Origin of the sequence: Halomonas sp. HL-93 (genome assembly GCF_900086985.1) — a bacterium.
Classification (GTDB): Bacteria; Pseudomonadota; Gammaproteobacteria; order Pseudomonadales; family Halomonadaceae; genus Vreelandella.
In genome coordinates this window covers 3,484,487-3,503,589 of record NZ_LT593974.1, presented here as the reverse complement: position 1 = coordinate 3,503,589, position 19,103 = coordinate 3,484,487, and the positions used below count along the sequence as shown (strand labels likewise).

The 19,103-nt window shown below is 53.7% G+C and carries 20 protein-coding genes; 6 read left to right on the top strand and 14 right to left on the bottom strand.

Annotated elements, in window-relative coordinates; translation table 11 throughout:
• The first annotated feature begins 407 nt into the window (after positions 1-407).
• Together GA0071314_RS16210 and GA0071314_RS16205 are read left to right on the top strand one after the other, a co-directional pair.
• On the top strand, positions 408-857 hold the full coding sequence (locus GA0071314_RS16210; protein WP_074397596.1) for a hypothetical protein: 450 nt from the start codon (positions 408-410) through the stop codon (positions 855-857).
• Positions 858-917: 60 nt separating this feature from the next.
• Complete coding sequence (locus GA0071314_RS16205) at positions 918-1,541, top strand: hypothetical protein (protein ID WP_074397595.1); 624 nt, start codon at positions 918-920, stop codon at positions 1,539-1,541.
• Between the two features lie 179 nt (positions 1,542-1,720).
• On the opposite strand, the gene GA0071314_RS16200 is transcribed toward GA0071314_RS16205, so the two are convergent.
• Positions 1,721-2,602 (bottom strand): LysR family transcriptional regulator, encoded by an 882-nt coding sequence (locus GA0071314_RS16200; protein ID WP_074397594.1) that lies wholly within the window; start codon positions 2,600-2,602, stop codon positions 1,721-1,723.
• 109 nt (positions 2,603-2,711) lie between these two features.
• Here GA0071314_RS16200 and GA0071314_RS16195 point away from each other — a divergent pair, with 109 nt between their 5' ends.
• Positions 2,712-3,593 carry a HalD/BesD family halogenase gene (locus tag GA0071314_RS16195; protein ID WP_074397593.1) on the top strand — a complete coding sequence of 294 codons (882 nt, stop codon included), beginning with the start codon at positions 2,712-2,714 and terminating at the stop codon, positions 3,591-3,593.
• Positions 3,594-3,641: 48 nt separating this feature from the next.
• On the top strand, positions 3,642-4,919 hold the full coding sequence (locus tag GA0071314_RS16190) for a M24 family metallopeptidase (RefSeq protein WP_027337733.1): 1,278 nt from the start codon (positions 3,642-3,644) through the stop codon (positions 4,917-4,919).
• 22 nt (positions 4,920-4,941) lie between these two features.
• Here GA0071314_RS16190 and GA0071314_RS19915 read toward each other — a convergent pair whose 3' ends face one another.
• From GA0071314_RS19915 to GA0071314_RS16140, 11 genes are all read right to left on the bottom strand, one after another.
• Entirely contained in the window at positions 4,942-5,184 is a 243-nt protein-coding gene (locus GA0071314_RS19915) for a nitrilase-related carbon-nitrogen hydrolase (protein WP_269449414.1), read from the bottom strand.
• A gap of 17 nt (positions 5,185-5,201) precedes the next feature.
• Entirely contained in the window at positions 5,202-5,771 is a 570-nt protein-coding gene (locus GA0071314_RS16185) for a nitrilase-related carbon-nitrogen hydrolase (protein WP_269449413.1), read from the bottom strand.
• 99 nt (positions 5,772-5,870) lie between these two features.
• Positions 5,871-6,752: a glycine betaine ABC transporter substrate-binding protein gene (locus GA0071314_RS16180; RefSeq protein ID WP_074397592.1), complete on the bottom strand. Its 882-nt coding sequence runs from the start codon at positions 6,750-6,752 to the stop codon at positions 5,871-5,873.
• Between the two features lie 46 nt (positions 6,753-6,798).
• Positions 6,799-7,530: an ABC transporter permease gene (locus GA0071314_RS16175; RefSeq protein ID WP_035574355.1), complete on the bottom strand. Its 732-nt coding sequence runs from the start codon at positions 7,528-7,530 to the stop codon at positions 6,799-6,801.
• Positions 7,531-7,532: 2 nt separating this feature from the next.
• On the bottom strand, positions 7,533-8,693 hold the full coding sequence (locus GA0071314_RS16170) for an ABC transporter ATP-binding protein (RefSeq protein WP_027337737.1): 1,161 nt from the start codon (positions 8,691-8,693) through the stop codon (positions 7,533-7,535).
• A 42-nt stretch (positions 8,694-8,735) separates the two neighbouring features.
• Positions 8,736-9,401 carry an ABC transporter permease gene (locus GA0071314_RS16165; protein WP_074397591.1) on the bottom strand — a complete coding sequence of 222 codons (666 nt, stop codon included), beginning with the start codon at positions 9,399-9,401 and terminating at the stop codon, positions 8,736-8,738.
• A 348-nt stretch (positions 9,402-9,749) separates the two neighbouring features.
• Complete coding sequence (locus GA0071314_RS16160) at positions 9,750-11,006, bottom strand: MFS transporter (RefSeq protein ID WP_074397590.1); 1,257 nt, start codon at positions 11,004-11,006, stop codon at positions 9,750-9,752.
• A gap of 87 nt (positions 11,007-11,093) precedes the next feature.
• The gene (locus tag GA0071314_RS16155) at positions 11,094-12,689 is read right to left on the bottom strand and encodes an antiporter (RefSeq protein WP_074397589.1); all 1,596 of its coding nucleotides are present in this window, start codon (positions 12,687-12,689) and stop codon (positions 11,094-11,096) included.
• Positions 12,690-12,925: 236 nt separating this feature from the next.
• Positions 12,926-13,591 carry a two-component system response regulator NarL gene (gene narL / locus GA0071314_RS16150; RefSeq protein WP_074397588.1) on the bottom strand — a complete coding sequence of 222 codons (666 nt, stop codon included), beginning with the start codon at positions 13,589-13,591 and terminating at the stop codon, positions 12,926-12,928.
• A gap of 2 nt (positions 13,592-13,593) precedes the next feature.
• Positions 13,594-15,444: a histidine kinase gene (locus GA0071314_RS16145; RefSeq protein WP_074397587.1), complete on the bottom strand. Its 1,851-nt coding sequence runs from the start codon at positions 15,442-15,444 to the stop codon at positions 13,594-13,596.
• A 125-nt stretch (positions 15,445-15,569) separates the two neighbouring features.
• Positions 15,570-16,136, bottom strand: coding sequence for a YIP1 family protein (locus GA0071314_RS16140; RefSeq protein WP_074397586.1), 567 nt, complete (start codon positions 16,134-16,136; stop codon positions 15,570-15,572).
• 132 nt (positions 16,137-16,268) lie between these two features.
• On the opposite strand from GA0071314_RS16140, the gene GA0071314_RS16135 reads away from it, so the two are divergent.
• Positions 16,269-16,685, top strand: coding sequence for a MarR family transcriptional regulator (locus GA0071314_RS16135; protein WP_074397585.1), 417 nt, complete (start codon positions 16,269-16,271; stop codon positions 16,683-16,685).
• A 70-nt stretch (positions 16,686-16,755) separates the two neighbouring features.
• Positions 16,756-17,184 carry a DUF488 domain-containing protein gene (locus GA0071314_RS16130; protein ID WP_074397584.1) on the top strand — a complete coding sequence of 143 codons (429 nt, stop codon included), beginning with the start codon at positions 16,756-16,758 and terminating at the stop codon, positions 17,182-17,184.
• Positions 17,185-17,218: 34 nt separating this feature from the next.
• On the opposite strand, the gene GA0071314_RS16125 is transcribed toward GA0071314_RS16130, so the two are convergent.
• Positions 17,219-17,596: a SirB2 family protein gene (locus GA0071314_RS16125; protein ID WP_074398570.1), complete on the bottom strand. Its 378-nt coding sequence runs from the start codon at positions 17,594-17,596 to the stop codon at positions 17,219-17,221.
• Positions 17,597-17,638: 42 nt separating this feature from the next.
• Positions 17,639-18,844 carry an NnrS family protein gene (locus tag GA0071314_RS16120; protein ID WP_074397583.1) on the bottom strand — a complete coding sequence of 402 codons (1,206 nt, stop codon included), beginning with the start codon at positions 18,842-18,844 and terminating at the stop codon, positions 17,639-17,641.
• Between the last annotated feature and the right edge of the window lie 259 nt (positions 18,845-19,103).

Genomic DNA, 19,103 nt, shown 5'->3' with positions numbered 1-19,103 from the left:
GAAGTTAATGGAATCTTAAACATTTTTAAGCGACAAGGACGTCAGTTATGAGTCAGAAGGCACCGGACTTGCCGCGCCCTGCTTTCTTCCAGCCCCTCCGGGCTGATGATATTGAGTCCTTTCCAGGTGGCAAGGTTATTTATCTGTCGCCGATTCTCTTGCCCACGAAATCCGCGCCATTCAGAAGGCCGGTCAGAAGACCCTGCCTGCGAGCCTTGATGAGTGGTCGAACCCCTTCCCGAGGAACAGTGGGCCAAGTCTAGCGCAGAGCTTGCGCGCCTCTCAAAAGAGGTCAAACAGCGTCATGCTCTGCAGCCAAACCGGCCGATCATTGCCATCTTAGCCGAGGTCTATGGCGAGGAAGCGTCACTTTCGGCCTGAAGCAATAAGCTTGTCAGGCTGACAGCATGCTCGACGGTATTGAATCACTAACCCAGCAGAGGAGAACTAAAGCAGTGAGTGAAAAAGAACCTATTGAAAAGCAAGACAAAGCCTTAATTGAAGACATTGATTTTGATTGCCCCGTATGTAGCTCTTGTTTTTGCAAGGAGTCGCAGTGGATTACCGATCTTTTGAAAGCCGATACGGCCACTTGCCCACAGTGCGAAAGCGAGCTGTCAATCGGGGCCGAGGACAAGCATCTTCTCGCGAGTGCCATGAAGAAAAAAGAGCGATTCGGGAAAGTCATGTTTGTTTTTATGGTGCCCTACATCATCGTAGGACTTCTCGTGTCCCTCTCATTCGGTGGACTCGGCTTTATGCTTTACATGCCTGTCGGACTTTTGGCTTTTTCTTTACTGAAAATGCTATTCGATAATCAACCGGATCTGACGATAAGTCTGAAATCAGACGCATAACTGAAACCTAGCTATTCAATCGACAGTTGGGTGCTCGGCACCCTTTTAAGGAGAGAGCGCGTGTTTCCATTAAGTTTTAAAAAGTCTTTTGATATTGAGTTTATCCAATCGTTGTATGATCGGCTCGTGAGCCATGATGACGCAGTAAAGCTAATACTCAGAACAAAGAATGGGCGCAAGACCGATGACCCCAGCAAAGCCGGTCTTGGCGAAATCCGCAATGCCAGCAACAAGCAGCTGTTTGGGATGAGTGCGAAGGAAGGAATCGTTCACACGAAGCATGCGGGGGCGCTCCAAGCCCCTTTGTTTGACTTTCTGAAGGAGCGGGAAATTCACCAGCAGGAGGTCAGTCCGGATATCGGCGTCGCCTGTGTTCTTCTTTATGTTGTTTTGGTTGTCGGCGGTGGGTTGCTATATACCACTCACAATAATGCCGAGTTTCTCTACCCCTATCTGCTGGGCTGTGTGGCCTTCGTCCTCTCTGGACTCGCATTGATATCTTATGCTTACAAGCCTGGCCAAAAGCAGTGGTCCATCCCCGCTATGCTACTCCTCGCTATCGGCGCCTTACCCACTGCCCCTTCGAGCCTGCTGGCATTACCGATGATCAATTACTTGGGGCGCGCCAAGCTACATAGAGTACTTAACCAGGGCGGGGAAGACACCGAGACAATCCATACCTAGCCCCATACATGCAGCACCTGACTGTATCCCAACCTCAGTAATAGCCTGGGTTAGAGCCAGAAGAGGCTTTATCTTTGTTCACAGCGAATTGCGCGGCTGGCTTCATACCTGACCCAATCAATTTCAGCCAGCCGTTGCACACAAGTTGATATCCCGGCCAATAAAAAACCAGCGACGTGCTAAGGCACTTCTCTGCCACCAAGGCAGGCAATCGAATCGTGCTCCGCGACTACATTTTCGAGGGATTTGCATAACGCCTGAAATGCTTCACTGGAGTGCCCGGGGCGCTGGTGGAGTTCAATTTCGACATGACCCAAGTGAGGTAGTCCTTCTTCTTCGGACACGATTCGGCAGCCCGGTGGCACGCTGCGCGGGGTTTTAACCGTTATGGCTAAACCATTTTGTACCGGGATGTTGATGCCCGTCGGGGATTGGCTGACGTAACGCAGTTCCCAGCGCGTCTCATCGCGGCCCAGGGCGGATAACGCATGCGCCCTGAAAATGCAGCCTTCGGGATTTAGGGCCAACGGCAGCGTTTGCCATTGCGAAAGCGAGGCGTGTTCGGCCATGACCCACACCATTGGCTCCCAGCCGAGTAAGTGGCCAGATTGGGTAGGCTTATGCCTTACCGAGAGCACCACGTCCAACAACCCTTCCTGAAACCGCTTGACCAGGGTGTCGCTGATATCACACTGCACTTCAAGCTGAATATGCGGATACTGGGTCGAAAAGCGCGGCAGCAAATCGGGCAAGTAGGTGGCCGCCTGTTCTTCCGAGGTGCCCAAGCGGATGAGCTCGCCGTGGGTCCCGCCCTTTAGTAGATCTTTGGCTTCATCTTCCAGCTTGAGCATATGACGAGCGTAGGGCAGCAGACGCTCGCCCGCCGCCGTGAGCAATACGCTGCGGCTGGTGCGCTCGAAAAGCGCTTGGTGCATCTGATCTTCTAGCCGCTTGATCTGCAAGCTCATCGCCGATTGGGTTCGGTGCAGCACTTTGCCTGCCGCGCTAAACCCCTGGCATTCTGCGACGGTGACAAACGCACGCAGTAGGTCTGTGTCCATGATGAATGAGCCATTTAAATGGGTGTTATCTTAACTATTCATTTCTATTATGGAAGCCCCTTCACTAGCCTGTCCAAATGAGTTTTCAACGCGACAGGAGCGTGACCCCATGTCAATAACCGCCACTGAACAACCCGCGAATGCCTTGGAGGGGCTGATTGATCTTGAACAATACCCGATCAATGAATTGTCTTCGCCTGCGGGTAAGGCATTTATTGCCGGCTGCCAACGTCAGTTGGAAGCAGACGGTTGCGTGGTACTTAAAAACTTTGTCCCTGAAGCCGCATTAGCCCGGCTGGAACGTGAAACAGAGCGGTTATCGCCGGACGCCCACTACAATCAAACCGAAACGAACCCCTATAACAGCGATGGGGACGCGTCGTTACCGGCCTCTCACCCGAAAAACCGTTTCGATGACCGTACCAATGGTTTTGTCGCCGGTGATCGTATCGGCCGTGAGACGATTATCCGTCAGGTCTATGAGAACCCAGAATTTCAGCGTTTTATCGGCGCGGTGGTAGGTCTCGACGAGATTCACCAATATGCCGACCCGCTGGCGGATCTGGTGGTGAACGTGCTGCGCGAGGGGTGTCAGCACCCATGGCATTACGACACCAACGAGTTCATCGTCACCATGATGACCCGGCAATCCCACGCCGGGGGGCGCTTTGAGTATGCACCAGGCATTCGCAACCCAGAGGGTGAAAACTTCGCCGAGGTGGAAAAGGTCATCGATGGTGATCGCTCACGCTTGAAAGCGCTGGATCTTCAACCGGGCGATTTGCAGATTTTCTTTGGTCGTTATTCACTCCACCGCGTAACGCCGGTCGAGGGAGATAAAGAGCGCCATACGGTAATTTTCGCCTACGCCAAAGAGCCCGGTTTTGTGGGTCGGCCCGAGCGTGCCCAGCGCATCTTCGGCCGCATGGCGCCAGTGCATGAACAACTGCTGAAAGACGGCATGCAGCGCAGCGATAGCCTGGCGGATTAACGCCATGTCGTCTTTACAACGGCTACCCACTCCTAACGCGAGATATTCATGAGCATTGTTGAAAGCGAAAGCCTCACCGATAACGAGCCGGACAACATTCCAGTCGTTCCGTCAGCGCCGATGGCCAACGGCGATAGCATCCCCACCGCGTTTGACCCCAAGCAGCTACGTGCCGGGCGTTTGGAGCGCCTGCGTGCCATGATGGCGGAGGAAGGGTACGCGGCGCTGGTGCTGTTTGACCCGAACAATCAGCGTTATGCGACCGGGTCGCGCAACATGTTCGGCTACTTTTTGCGCAACTCCACGCGGTACGTATACGTGCCGCTGGAAGGGCCGATTATTCTGTTTGAATACCCTGGTAGCGCCCATGTCTCAACCTGGCTTGAGACCATCGATGAGGCGCGAACCTCCAAGGTAGTGTGGTCGGCCGTTAACCAGCGCGACGGTATGTCGTCCGATCCTTTCGGCGTGGAAATTGCCGAGTTGGTCAAAGAGCACGGTAAGGGCAACAAAAAGGTTGGGTTGGATCGCTGCGCGCTGAACCTGGCGCGGGCATTAGAAGCGCAGGGGCTGGATGTTTATGACTGCATGCAGGACACGTTGCACTGTCGGCGCATCAAAACACCCGAGGAAATTGCTTGTTTGGCGCAGTCGATGGCTGCCAGTGAAGCCGCCGTGGCGGAAGTCGAAGCGGCAATTAAACCTGGGATTACCGAGAACGAGCTGTTCGCGATCATGTACGGTGAGGTGATCCGAGGCGGCGGTGAGTTTATCGAAACCCGCTTGCTGTCCTCGGGGCCGCGCACCAATCCCTGGTTCAACGAAGCCAGCGACCGTAAGATTCGCCCTGGCGAGCTGGTGGCGCTGGATACCGATACCATCGGTTGCCATGGCTATTACTCAGATTTCTCGCGCACCTTCCATGTCGGGCCGGGCAAGCCAACGGCCTACCAGCGCGAAATATATCGTATGGCTTACGACCAGGTGCACCACAACATGGGCTTGCTCAAACCCGGTATCAGCTACCGTGAAATCGCTGAGAAGGCCTGGAAAATCCCCGAGCGCTTTATTGACCGCCGTTACCCGTCGATCATTCACGGGGTGGGCATGCACGGTGAGACCCCGCTGGTCGCCCACCATATGGATTTTGATCGCTTCTCCAAGGACGGTGTTCTGGAGCCCGGGATGGTGGTCTCGGTGGAAAGCTACATTGGCGAGGTGGGTGCCGCCGATGGCGTCAAGCTGGAAGAGGAAGTGCTGATCACCGAGACCGGCATTGAGCGGCTTTCCCGCTATCCGTTTAACGACGCCTTGCTTGGACGCTAAGCGTCAATAGCCAAGCCGGCTGTTAGCGGTACCCGGCCATTAGTTCTCTCACCAGCGGTGTGTCGGCATCGCGGTGGGTGGGCAGCTCGAAGCGTGCCTTGGCAATCGCGGTGCGTGACAAGTCGGCAACAATCAGTGCTTCTTTGTCGTCGGCTTTCGCCAGTATCTCGCCGCCCGGTCCGAGAATGCGCGAGCCGCCCCAGAAATGGCTGTCGCCTTCCGGCCCGAAGCGGTTTGCCATAATCACCGGCGTGCCGTAGGTCATCGCATAAAAGCGCGTGTTTAACGCCCAGTTTTCCTCGTTGGAAAAGTCATCGCTGACGATGCCGCTGGCCGAGTTGATCGGTGCGCAGAGTATGGTAGGGCGGCGTGCACAAGTGCCGGGTTCCACAAGTCAGCGCAAATGAGCTGGGTAGCGGACCAGCCAGGGCGAATATCGGTTTGGGTGAGTTCGCTGCCATGGGTAAACCACTTGCCTTCCTCAAGCCCACCGTAGGTCGGCAGGTTAAGCTTTTGATGCACAGCGATGAGCTGGCCGTGCTGAAAGATAGCCAGCGCGTTGTAATATTCACCAGGACTCGCCTCTTCCACAAAGCCCACCACCAACTGCATGGAGCCGCATGCGTCGGCCAGTGTTTGAAAGCGTGGGTCTTCCAGCGGCATTGCTACCTGCATGACGCGGCTGGCCAACCGATAGCCGGTCAGTGAAAGCTCGGGAAATACCAGTAGCTCCACTTGGTCACGCTGCGCTTCGGCGATCAGCGCCAGATGGCGTTCAAGGTTATGGTCCACATCGCCAAGCGCGGTATTTATCTGTGCAGCGCCGACCCGCAGGCTAGTTTGATAATGCATGGGCTCCCCCATTGAAAAAGCCGCTCCCTGGGAGCGGCTTTGCTGCGTTGTGATGGCACGTCATATTATGCCAGCCCTCTACCAGAGCGCCTAGCCACGTTAGAGCAGGTCATTCTCTTCGAGGAAGCTTTCTGCTACGTCTTCAATCGACTCGCGCTCGACATCCACGCGGGCGTTGAGTTCGGCCATGGTGTCATCGTCTAACAGCTCGGAAAGCGCGTTCATCTGATCGGCGAGGTCAGGGTTAGCTTCCAGGGTTTCCGTGCGCACTACCGGGGTCAGCGCATAGGCAGGGAAAAAGTTTTGGTCGTCTTCAAGCACGTAAAAGTCAAAGGCGGGGATACGACCGTCGGTGGCAAACACTAGCCCAACGTCGACTTCCTCATCACGTAATGCTTGATATACCAACCCTGTATCCATGCGGCTCACATCGCCACGGCTGACGCGGAAATCGTATGCCTCTTGCAGTGGGCGCCAACCGTCTTCCCGGGCATAAAATTCGGCATTAAGCGCAAACGTTAGTCCCTCTCCATCGTTGACGGCGTCGGCTAAGTCAGACAGCGTTTCAATACCGCGCTCATCAGCGTCATCTTCGCGCATGGCAAGTGCATAGGTGTTGTTGGCAGCCGACGGTTCAAGCCAGGTCAGGCCTTTCTCGGCGTCGAGCTCCTTCACCCGCTCGTAGGTGTCTTCCGGGCTTAGGCTTTCGCTGACGTCGTTGTAATTTATCAGCGAGGTGCCGGTGTACTCCCAATAGAGATCGATTTGGCCGTTCTCTTGTGCTTGGCGAAGAACGGCAGAGCCCATGCCCGAGCGGCTGTCGACGTCGTAACCGAGTTCATCCAGGTACTGAGTTGTCATGCTGGAGAGGATTTGCTGCTCGGTAAAATTCTTGCCGCCAACGCTGATCTCGTCTGCGTTGGCGACGCTGATGCTGCCCGCTAGGGCAATGCCGGTGAGGGTTGTCGTCAATGTTTTCATGATTGGAATCCTTCTTTTGTTAGTGAAACGTAAGTCACGGTGATACTTAAGCGCGGCCCGGGTTGACCCCTCGGGGGACGAGGAGAAACGCAGTCAACGCGATGAGCGCATCGACCACAATCGCCAGCAGCGCCGTGGGAATAGCGCCCGCAAGCATCATGACCGGGTCGTAAAGATCAATGCCGGTGAATATCAACTCACCGAGGCCACCCGCACCGATCAAGAACGCCAGCGGCACGGTGCCGACATTGATGGTTAGCGCGGTGCGCATCCCTGCAAAAATCACGTAGAGCGCATTGGGCAGTTCAACTTTGAAAAGCCGCTGCATGGGCGACATGCCAATACCGGCGGCAGCTTCCATGAGTGCCGGGTTAACGCCCTTCAAACCCGCATAGGTATTGCGGGTAATCGGCAGCAGCGTCGCGACAAACAAGCCAAAAACAGCCGGTACCGTGCCAATGCCCAGAAAGCTCATCGATAGCGCGAGCACGGCCAGGGTGGGGATCGTGGTGCCCACATTGAGCACCTGCATCAGCGATTCGGCCATCCGTGCCATGCTCGGCCGGGAGAGTACGATGCCCAGCGGAATGGCGACGATAATGGCCAGGCTACCCGACATCACCGTCAGCCAAATGTGCTGAACCACCAAGTACTGAACGTCGGGCAGATACCAGATAAATTCATCGATGACGCCGCTGGACTGGCTCCATACACCGGCGAAAAAAATAGCCACTAGCACCAGTACCTTAAGCGCCCCTTTTATGGATCGAATAGGCATGGTTACTCCTTGATGGCCGCCGATGGCGTGCGATCATCCCCCTGACGCGCGCGATAGCGTGCGCCCAAATGGCTGGTCATGGCGCGCTGGGTAATCTGACCGCACACCGTTCCTTCCTCATTCACGCAGGGGAGCCAGGTCTGATCGTGGGCAAACATCAATGAGGCGGCTTTGCGCAGGTCGTCGTCGAGACCGACAACCGCCGGCACGGCCTGGAAGTGATCGCGGCAGTAGCCTTTTGTGGTGCGGGCAATGGAGCGGCTGATAATGCCGGCGGGCTGCTTGCGATCGTTGATCATCAAAATGGCATTTTGATAGCCATAGTTGTCAATTTTGGCCAGCGCAGTTTCCAACGTATCGCCGGGCGTCACCGTGCCGATCTCGTCCGTGACAATCTCGCGCACTTTGACCAGGTTCAGGCGCTTGAGCGCCCGGTCTTCGCCAAGGAATGATTCCACAAAGGCGTTTTTGGGCGCCGCCAGCAAATCATCGGGCGTGGAATACTGAACCAGCTGGCCTTCACGGAAAACCGCCACGCGGTCACCCATTTTGATGGCTTCATCAATGTCGTGGCTGACGAACATGATGGTTTTATTGAGTTCCTGCTGCATCTTGAGGAACTCGTCTTGAATGACGGCCCGGTTGATCGGGTCGATGGCCCCAAAGGGCTCGTCCATCAGCATCACCGGCGGGTCGGCGGCCAGCGCGCGGGCCACACCAATACGCTGTTGTTGGCCGCCGGATAGCTCGCTGGGAAAGCGCTTTAGAAACGCATCCGGCTCCAGCGCAATCATTGCCATCATCTCGCGTGCGCGGGCCTTGTACTTGGCCTTATCCCAGCCCAGCAGCTTGGGCACGATGGTGATGTTTTCCTCAATGGTCATATTGGGAAACAGGCCGATCTGCTGGATGACGTAGCCGATATTGCGGCGCAGCGTCTGGGTATCGAGGCCGGTGGTATCATCACCGTTGATAAACACCTTGCCAGAGGTGGGCTTTACGATCCGGTTGATCATCTTGAGTGTGGTGGTCTTGCCGCAGCCCGATGGCCCCAAAAGAACGCAGATGTCTCCTTCAGGTACTTCCATATCGATATGGTCAGCGGCCACCACCGCGCCTTTAGGCGTATCGAACACCTTGGTCAGGCTTTCAAGTCGAATCATATCGGTGCCCCTTATTGGTAGAGATTCGTGGGGAAGAAGGCGTTAGGGCGCTGTGGCCTCGCGGCTCATCCCTTTGGGCGTCAGGCGTTTTTGTACGTACAGCAGTGAGTAGTCAACGATAATTGCCAGCAGGCTCACGGCGATCGCACCGACGATCAACTGACGTGGGTCTGACTGTGAAATGCCACGACTGATGAAGGTGCCCAGTCCCCCGGCGCCGATATAGGCGGCAATTGCCATCACGCCAATATTGAGAACGACCGCTGTGCGAACCCCCGCCATGATGACCGGTACCGCGAGGGGAATTTCGACCAGCCGCAGGCGTTGATTGGGGCTCATGCCAATGCCTCGAGCGGCTTCCCGCAACGCGGGGTTCACATTGTTGATGGCGGTATAGGTGTTACGAATGATGGGCAACTGAGAGTAGAGCAATACGGCAATCACCGCCGGGACGTAGCCAATCCCGTGACCTATCAGAGACAGGACGGGAATCATGATGCCAAACAGCGCGATGGAGGGGATGGTGACGATAATCGAGGCGAGGTACAGCACTCCTTGGGCAGCGCGCTCATTTTTGGTAATGGCGATGCCGATCGGCACGCCGGTCAACGTCGCAATGCCGACGGCAACCCCAACCAGGGCAATATGCTCAAACGTGCGTGACAGCAGCAGGGTCGCATTGTCTAAGGCGTACTGAAGTAACTCCAAGCGCGGCCCCCTTATTATAGAAATAGAGAATGATCAGCACGCCCTCCGTCAGGCGGCATAGCGTCTGTTTTCTTTTATGAAGAAATTAAGCTTACCAAAAGGGTAGCGGGATTATCGGGAATTGGCATGACGATGCGAAATAGGCTGAATTAGCGTTTATTATATTGGGCTGCTTCAGCCTCAGAAAAACATAAGTCTTACTGAGGCTTGCCGCTCGCTGCGTTAGCATTGCGCTAAACGTAGGTGATAAAGGTGAAAACGATGAACGAGTTATGGCGCTGCCAGAATCCAATAAGCTGCGCCTGACGATGGGAAAATGGGAATCGGTTTAACAGCTAAAATGGATGTTTAATCTTTGGTCGTTTGTCGGTCTTCTGTTAGTACTTTGACGCGCCGTTCTGTCCACCACATCCAGATAATTGAAACGAAGGTGACGCCGAAACACAGCATCCAGACGGTGGTAGCAACGCCGGTCAGGTCGACAAGTGCACCAAACATGATGGGTAGCAAAAAACCGCCCAAACCGCCAGCTAGGCCCACAATGCCGGATACCAGCCCAAGATTTTCATGGTAATCATTGGAGAGATATTTAAATACCGAGGCTTTGCCTATTCCCCAGGAGATGCCCACCACAAACAACGCGGCAGTAAATAGCCATACGGGGATGCCAAAACCAAACTCCACTCGGTCTGCGCCACCGGCCCCTTGTACGCTGTAGTATGTTTCGGGGTAAGACATAATGAACAAGGCAATTAAGCTTGCCCATAAACATGTCCAGGTCACAGTGTGAGCGCCAAAGCGGTCAGATAACCAGCCGCCGAACGCACGAATGACACCGGAAGGCAGCACAAAAATAGTCGCAATCAAGGCGGCTAATTGAATGCCAAAGCCGTACTCGTTCATGTAATAACGCGTTAGCCATAAAGACACCCCCACATAGCCACCAAACACAACCGAGTAGTACTGACAGTACTTCCACACCTTGGGGTCGTTGATGACTTTCAACTGATCGCGCAAGGAGATGTTTTTAGCATTCCGATGGCTTGGGTCAGTGAAGGTGAAAAACCAGAAAAAAGCCGCCGTACCTAGCATGATAATCGCGTAAATATTGGGTACGGCCTGCCAGCCGAGCATGACAATGACCGTCGGTGCTATATATTTGGTAACCGCCGCACCGGCATTGCCTGCCCCGAAAATGCCCATCGCCAACCCTTGACGGTCCTTCTCGAACCATTTGGCTGTATAAGCGATACCCACTGAAAAAGCCCCGCCGGAAAGACCAATAAATGCCCCCAGCATCAGCAGTTGCCAATAAGCAGTAGCGAACTGTACCAACCAAATAGCGGGTATTATCACCAGTAAAACGACAAAGAAGACAGGGCGCCCGCCATAGCGATCAGTCATCGAGCCAAACGGGAGGCGAGCGATGGCCCCGGTCAGAATGGGTACGGCAGTCAAGGTGCCAAACTGAGTGCCATTAAGGCCTAACTCCTCGGCGATCGGCACGCCGATCTCGCCAAACATGGTCCAGACCATAAAACACATGGTGAACGCAAAGGTGTTGGCAATTAGCACCGCATTTTGTTTAAAGCGATGGGTAGCCATGCTGCCCCCTTATTGTGAACGTCCGAGCCAAAAGCCCGAGAGTTGAGCGTTGCCGTTTGAGCGTGATGCTGAAGCGGAGGAACGCCGTTATGGGTTTTTGACGTAGGCGCTTTTGCGCAGATAGAACCACCAGTTAATCACCAAGCAAACAAGATAAAAGACAGCAAACCCGTACATGGCAAGTTCAGGGGTGCCCGCGCGGATTTGATCGCCTAACACCACCGGCGCGATAAAAGAGCCATAGCCGGCAACAGCGGCGGTCCAGCCCAGCACAGGGCCTTTTTTCTGGGCATCGAAGATAAAACCGATACTGCGAAAGGTTGAACCGTTTCCAATGCCGCTCGCCGTAAACAACACCATAAACAGCAGCATAAATAGCCAGAAGTACTGGTTTGGATCGGCAGCATTGTAGGCCAGCATCATCACGTAACCTGCCGCAACAGAGCCGAATACCATCACCACGGTAATGATTTGCGTGACCAATGATCCACCGAATTTATCGGCGATCCAGCCGCCGATGGGGCGTACCAGCGCCCCCACGAAAGGGCCAATCCATGACCATGTGAGCGCGCTGGGTGCGTCAGGGTTAGCGATGCGAGAAACACTGCCATCCGCCGCGGTATCAACCATACTGCCGAAAATGATAGTGATAGAGAGAGGTAGTGCCGAAGAGAAGCCAATAAAGGAGCCAAAGGTCAGAATGTAGAGCAGCGTCATCGACCAGGTGTGCTTGTCGCGAAAGATCGCAAATTGCTTTTGGATATTGGGTTTGATTTCCTCACCTGGCAGTAATCGAAGTAGCGCAAGGGTAATGACGATAGTCAGCGGCAGCGCGAGCCACATATTTAGCCAATTAAGTGCAACCAACCCTATCAAGGTGGAGAGAACGCCCACCCCATAAAGCCCCAGAATTTTGCCGAACGCCTGTAGCGGAGTGCCGGGATTAGGGCTAATAGGACGCAGGTTGTTCATGCCAAACCAACCTGCAAAAGCCAATGGAATCAAAAATAGTAGCCAGACAAACCCTGCATTTTGTATCCAGGTGTTTGTGCCTGCTTCAATGCGTCCGATCAACGTGCCGCTGGTACTTTGCAGCTCCATTGGCCCACCGGCGATTGCTCCAAATAGGCTAACGGTCATCACCAGAGGGACCAGTATCTGCATGGTGGTAACGCCAAAGTTGCCTAAGCCAGCATTCATGCCCAAGGCGTAGCCTTGCTGATGCTTTGGGTAAAAACTGGAAATATTGCTCATCGAACAAGCAAAATTACCGCCACCGATGCCCGAGAGCAGCGCCAACGACTGAAACACCCAAAAGGGGGTGTCAGGATTCATTAGCGCAAAGCCAGTACCGGCCGCTGGGATCATCAGTAATGCGGTAGTGAGAAAAATAGTATTGCGCCCCCCTGCCAGGCGCAGCATGAAGGAAGCGGGAATCCGGAGTGTTGCCCCCGCCAAGCCAGCGGTTGCGGTCAGGGTAAACAGCTGGTCATTGGAGAAAGGAAAGCCCAGGTTCTGCATCTGGGTGGTGATCATGCCCCACATCATCCATACCGCGAAGCCTAACAGCAGGCTTGGAATGGAAATCCATAAATTGCGATTAGCAATCCGCTTGCCTTCTTTTTCCCAAAAGTCAGGGTCTTCAATATCCCAGCGTTCAATATCGGCATTTTTTCTGGCCATTGTGTACCTCTTTCGACAAAAGGGACTGCGTCTTTAAGCGAAAGATACGCGCTGGCTGAGAGGGGAGAAACAGGGGGAAAATGCGCCTAATACGTCCTCATACCTCTTATTAGGTATAAGGTAATTTGTATTAAGTGACTGAATAAAATGAAATTTAAATACTAAGATGGGTGGCGAAACATGGTTGGCCTGCGTCAGCAGATTTTTAGGAGTATCTACACAGAGTTGTGAGTTTGCTACTTATCGAGCCCTTCTTGAACGGCCCATACAGCCGCTTCGACCCGAGAGCGCAGGTGCAGTTTTTTCAATAAATGCTTAACGTGGACTTTGACCGTGCCTTCGGTAATGTCGAGCTTGCGAGCAACCAATTTGTTAGACATGCCAGCTGCGAGCTCTCGTAGGATTTCCTTTTCACGCTGGGTAAGTGTCTCCACCCCAGGCGCAGCAGGCGCTGAACGCTGATTGCGCAGGGCTTCAGCCAGTAGGGTGGTTAGCCCCTCGCTGATCGCCATTCGGCCTTTAGCGGCTTGACGAAGCTGATGGACCATATCTTCCGGTTCCATGTCTTTGAGTAGATAGCCGTCGGCACCGCCGCGCAGCGCATCGACCACATCGTCTTGCTGATCTGACACGGTGTACATAATTACGCGCCCCGTATAGCCTGCGTCACGCAGGTGTTTGAGCGTTTCCAGCCCGTTTATATCCGGCATGTTCAAGTCTAACAGCACCATATCCGGCTCAAGTTTAATGGCCTGTTCAACGCCTTCACGGGGAGAGCCAGTGTCCAAAATCAATGACAGGTCGTCCTCAATGTCTAGCAGTTGGCGAACGCCACGGCGCAGCAGTGGGTGGTCGTCAATGACGATAATGGTGGCAGTTTGATGATGAACCTCGCTAGGCATTCTTAGGCACTCCTTTCCTCAATCAGACGTTCAGTCTGTGGGGTAAACGTTAGATAGACACCGGTTCCGCCTTCTGGGCGATTTTTAACGCTGAGAGTGGCATTAATATTTTTGGCCCGGTCGCGCATGATAATTAACCCATAATGCATAGGAGGCGAACGGTCGTCTTCTAGACCAATACCGTCGTCTTCGATAGCAAGTGTCAGTGCCGCCTGATGGAAAGTTAAGCTCACCTGCGCCGAATGGGCCTGGGCGTGCTTGAACGTATTGGCGAGCGCTTCACGAGTAACCTGCAGCAGATGTACCTCTTCGTTGGCGCTCAGCAGATGTGGAGGTACCTGATAGGTCAAACCGACAGAAAAGCCCAGCCTTGCGCTAAACTCATCGACGGTTTGTTGCAGCGCTGGATGGAGACCCGGCTTGTCCAGACTAAGACGGAAGGTCCCCAAAAGCTCCCGAAGCTGACGGTATGCACTGTTGAGCCCTTCGCGTAAGTCCCCCATCACGCTGTTTTGTTGCTCAACAGGGAACTGCTTGGCTTGCATGCGTTCAAGCCGGGTAACCTGCATTTTGAGGTAAGAGAGCGACTGCGCTAGAGAGTCATGCAGTTCCCGGGCGATAATGGTGCGCTCTTTAATTAGCGACAATTGTTGTTGCTCTTCAATGCGCTGTTGTAGATAAATCGCAGTCGCAAGGTGATCGGTAAGGGTATTAAGAAGCTGCCGCGTCGAGGCACTGGGTGGCGTAGCATAGCCGACGGTGAGATAGCCCAGCGTTTGTTGACCAATCGCCACTGGGTGAACCAGCGCTTCATTGTCGTGGCCAATCTTATGACTCCTGTGAGATGCGTCTTCCAGACAGGCAAAGCATGCTAAATCTCGGCAAAAGAGGGGGCGCTCGGCGGAGTGGGTAGCCAGAATTTCCATGTCGCTATCGTCATGCTCGCTGTGAAGCGAAAGCACAATGGGGCCGAGTTCAAGCAGTGTTTCAAGTTCACGCAGCATTGGAGCGGCGCTGGCACATAGGTCATTGCCCCCACCATAGAGCATGCGGATGCCATTATGAATGATTTGTAAGGCGCGATTATGGCGTTCAAGCTCTGCTTGCTTATGGGATACACGCTGTTCTAATTCGTGATAGCTGACGCTTAGCTCGGCGGACATCTGGTCAAAGGTGCGTCCGAGTCTTCCCAGTTCATCACCACCACCAAAGTTTGTACGGTAATGAAAGTTGCGCCTTCCCGCCTCTCGGCTCAATACCATCAACTGGCGAAGCGGTATCACCAAGTGTTGCCGCATGTCATACAGCGCCATGGCAAGTAAGGGAACGATGAGTGCTAAAAACAGCGCCTGTATTGTGCTTAGTAGATTGACCCTGGATTCAGCGCCTGTTTCTAGTTGAGATACAAAACGATCAATATCATCAATAAAGCGGTTCAAGGACGTCCTGGCCTGTTGGCTATCAGCTGCGTTGCCGTTTGTCGCTGTCTCGATGAGAGGCACCACCGTTTGTCGCCATTGCTGTTTTAGTGTTTCCAAGCGATCTTTGCTGCTTTCATCGCGCATAAGGCGCGGCCGAGTATTTAGCGCTGGGCTGTTCAAGCGTGAGGAAAGCCGTTCCATTAGTTGGTCAACCTCTTGGTTACGTTGCTCATTGCGGGGAGCACGCTGCAGGGCTTCAATCAGTTGTGCGCTATTCAACCGCAGCGACCCCGCCATATTAATGGCAGCGGCGTCTCCCTGGCTGCTTTTGGCAATGACAATCGTAAAGCTCATGCTGGCAATCGCCATGCCGCTAATCACCAGCAAAAATGCCACCATGCGGGCAACAAGCGAACGTCGTAAAAGCTTCATGTCGCTCCCAGAGGGTTGAAGAAAGGCTTGGCGAGTTGATCGTCTAACGAAATCAATTGTAGTAAGTATATTACTTCTTATGGGGGGAAATATAACGAAAAGCGAAGAAAGATGAGACCGTTGCTTTAATACGCCCAAATAACGGCTAGCAAAACACCCCAGCCAAGAATGCCGGCCGACATGATGGTATATGTAGCGGAAATGGTGGCTACATCATAGTCCTTGCGCGTGCAAAGCGCCTGTAGTCCCTGGTAAATCAAGCTACATGAAATACCCAGCGCAGTGAGAGCCACCAAAACGTTGAATATCAGGTTGGGTACCCAGAGTGCGAGCGCAGACAACCATAGGGGCAATGGGGCCAATGCAGCAAGCAAGTAGGCATCTTGATAACTGATGGATAGTTGCTCGGTTCCATTAACGACAGCATGAATAATCCAGCCCATTACAAAAAAAGTAAGCAATTCAGCCAGGAACAAAATAGTGGTAATAAACCGCCACTCCCGGTCTGCAAATCCCATCATGAAGTTATCGCCGTAATGGGTGCCTGCAAAGTAGACCATGACGGGAGGCAATAGAGACATCGGCAACACCACGCACCATGCCAGCGCCGGAATCGAGGGTGCGCGTTCTTTCAGGTCTCGCCAGCCAATCTCATGGCTAAACGGCATTTTCATCCACGTTAATGGTTTCATTTTTCTCTCCCACCCTAATCGTACTAACGACGTTTGGTTATTTATATCATGCAGTGATATTTTATATTTAGATGTCGTCAAGCTGGCTGTCAAGCCGACAGTATTACGTACGATAAGGAGTGGGTAGGCACCATGGACCAAGAATACAGGCTCGATAAACATGCTTTTGAGTGTCTTTCGCAGTTTCGGTATCAGCTACGCTGTTTTTTACGCCATAGTGAAGATATCTGCCGTCGGTACGGGTTGACCCCACTGCAGTATCAATTGTTGTTGCACTTACAGGGCTTTCGCGGGCGCAATTGGGCAACCGTTGGCGAGTTGGCAGACCGGTTACAGTCCAAACATCACGGCACGGTAGCGTTAATCAATCGCTGTGAGCAGCTTGAGCTGGTGGAACGCTGCCAGGGGCGTGAGGATCGGCGTCAGATAGAAGTGCACCTGACCGCAAAAGGAGCAGAGTTGGTGAGCCAAATTGCCGCGGAGCATCAGCCAGAGCTTCAGCTCCTGCAAAAGGATATGGCCTTTCCTGCCTGGGGGAACAAAGCTTAGCGATGGATGTTGACGCATTGGCGCCGCTTTTTTTGCCCCCTGTCTCGGTAGCGCTCAATGGGAGGATCCGATGTATCAGATTGAATTGAAGCGCGTATATGCGCCTATTGAGGAAAGTGATGGTGCCCGTGTTTTGGTAGACCGGCTGTGGCCTCGCGGTAAGCCACGTAGCGCGCTTGAGCTAATAGAATGGTACCGGGATGCGTCACCCTCGACGGAGCTACGTCGTCGCTATCACCAGCAGACCATCAGCCTGGCTGACTTTATAGAGCAGTACCGCATGGAGTTAGCGGAGCATCCGGATGCCCTACTACCGCTAATGCGTTATGCCCGCGAAGGCACATTAACGCTGCTCACGGCTAGCCGTCGTATTGAGGCTTCGCACCTCCCGGTGCTGAGAGAGCAACTGCTCGCTGCGCTTGCGAAAGAGGATAGGCTTGATAGCGAACCTTCTTCACCACCTTGCTGGGCGCATGTTGACCCTGGCACTCCGCGCTAGTCTCTTCTCTAACCAGGCCTGATCTCTCTGTAGCTTAAAAGAACGGCGTACGGTGTGTCGCGACAGCCAGGATATAGATAAACACGATGACCGCGGCAACCGCCGCTCCGGCGCGTATCTTTGGCGTTTTGCCACGCTTGATGGCGACCGTGCCCAGCAAAATGTAGATCACCAACGCGGCAATTTTAGCGCTTAGCCAGCCCGGTAGTGGCCAAAAGTTGAGCGTAACGGCAAGCGTAACTCCCAATGCCAGCAGAGCCGTATCAATAATGTGGGGCACTACTTTGACCCACTGCGCCTGAAGCACTCGTCGTTCTTGCACTGACCAATATGCTCGCAGGATAAAAAAAGCCAGGGTTGCATAGGCCGCCGAGATATGAAGATGCTTAAGTAATACATAATGTTCTACCACGTTGTTCTCCTGTCGCTTAATGGCCAACCACCATCGATCTCCTTAACCATCGTTGCCGTCAGCCCGGGCAGTGAAAAGCGGTACGGTATAGTGCAGCAGAAATATCAAATAGCTAATGCACCAGGCGATGATCACGATGCTGTACACCCATTGGTTTGAGTAAGGAAATAACACCAGCCACACCGAGCGAAGCAGCGCCGCTAAAAGTAGTACAGTCAGCGCTACCCCTATACCAGGTAATGTTTGGATAGGGCGGCCGGTGTGGCCGAGTGAGACTCTTGCCATCATCGCCAAGATCATGGTGCCCATACTGCCAATGGCTAGCGCATGAAGGGCGCTTTCGACGTGCTGCCCCGATATCAATTGCCAAGCCCACATTACTAGCCCTAAAGGGATAAATGCGTAGCTGGCATGTAGCCCCCAAAGAAGTGGTTCCCGAAAGCTTCTCCATCCTTGCCAATGGCTTAAGCGCCAGGCATTGCTCACGGCAGCTATCAACATTAGCGCCGCCATCAGCTTATTGGCGCGTAGATCACTAAGTAGGCTCACCGCCTGCAAGATGACGATTGCCGCCAGGGTGCCGATGCTGGCTAGCTCCAGTAGGCGATAGCGCGCTGGCTGGTCAAATCCCAATTTTCGGGATGTAAAAAATGGAATCATACGCCCGCCCAGCAGCACCATAAGCAGGGTAATAACCAGCATGGCAAAATGGCTTGCTTCACGTATGAAAAGCGCGCTGTTGTTGATAGCGCCGGGATTGATAACAGCCATGTGCATCGAGATATTGGCGACGGCTAACGCCAGGAGCACTGGAACGAACATCAGGTTGCGCCACATGCGAACGGCAATGACGCGTTTCGCCATGGCCAGTGCCACTAGCGGTAAAAACGCCGCATCCACTAGCAGGATTAGCCATCCAGGCAGGTAGGCGAAGGCAATAAGAATCCGTGCGGTCAGCCAAATGATCAACAAAGCCAGTAGTGGCCAGCCAGAAAGGCTAGGCCGGCCTGTCCAGTTTTGTACGGCTGTCAGTAAAAAACCCGCGATAATGGCGCTGCCAAAACCAAACAGCATTTCATGTTGGTGCCACCACAACATTCCACCATGGGGCGAGAGCCAAACATTCCCGTGCCAAAAGCCAAGCCATACGAGCATGGCGAGTACACTGAATAACGCGCCAAACCAAAAGAAAGGTCGAAACGCCAGACGCATCAGCGGTAAGCGTTGGGAAAGGGAGGGAACGGCCATGGTGGCACCTATTAAGACAGGACGTTTTATGGAATTACGGCGCTTATTGCTCGCGGTTTAAACGTGCGTGCTTATCCGCAAGGGTTGCTGATAAAAGCCGTTATCAGCAAGCCATTTCGGGCGTCTATCCCCAGTGATGTCGGCCATCTATCACCTAAGAGGTAGAGGTGGGTTATATGGAGGTAACCGGGCAGATATTGGCGTTTTAATCACCCAGAATCGATCTCCAAGGTGCCTTTCACCAGGCACATTGCTTTCC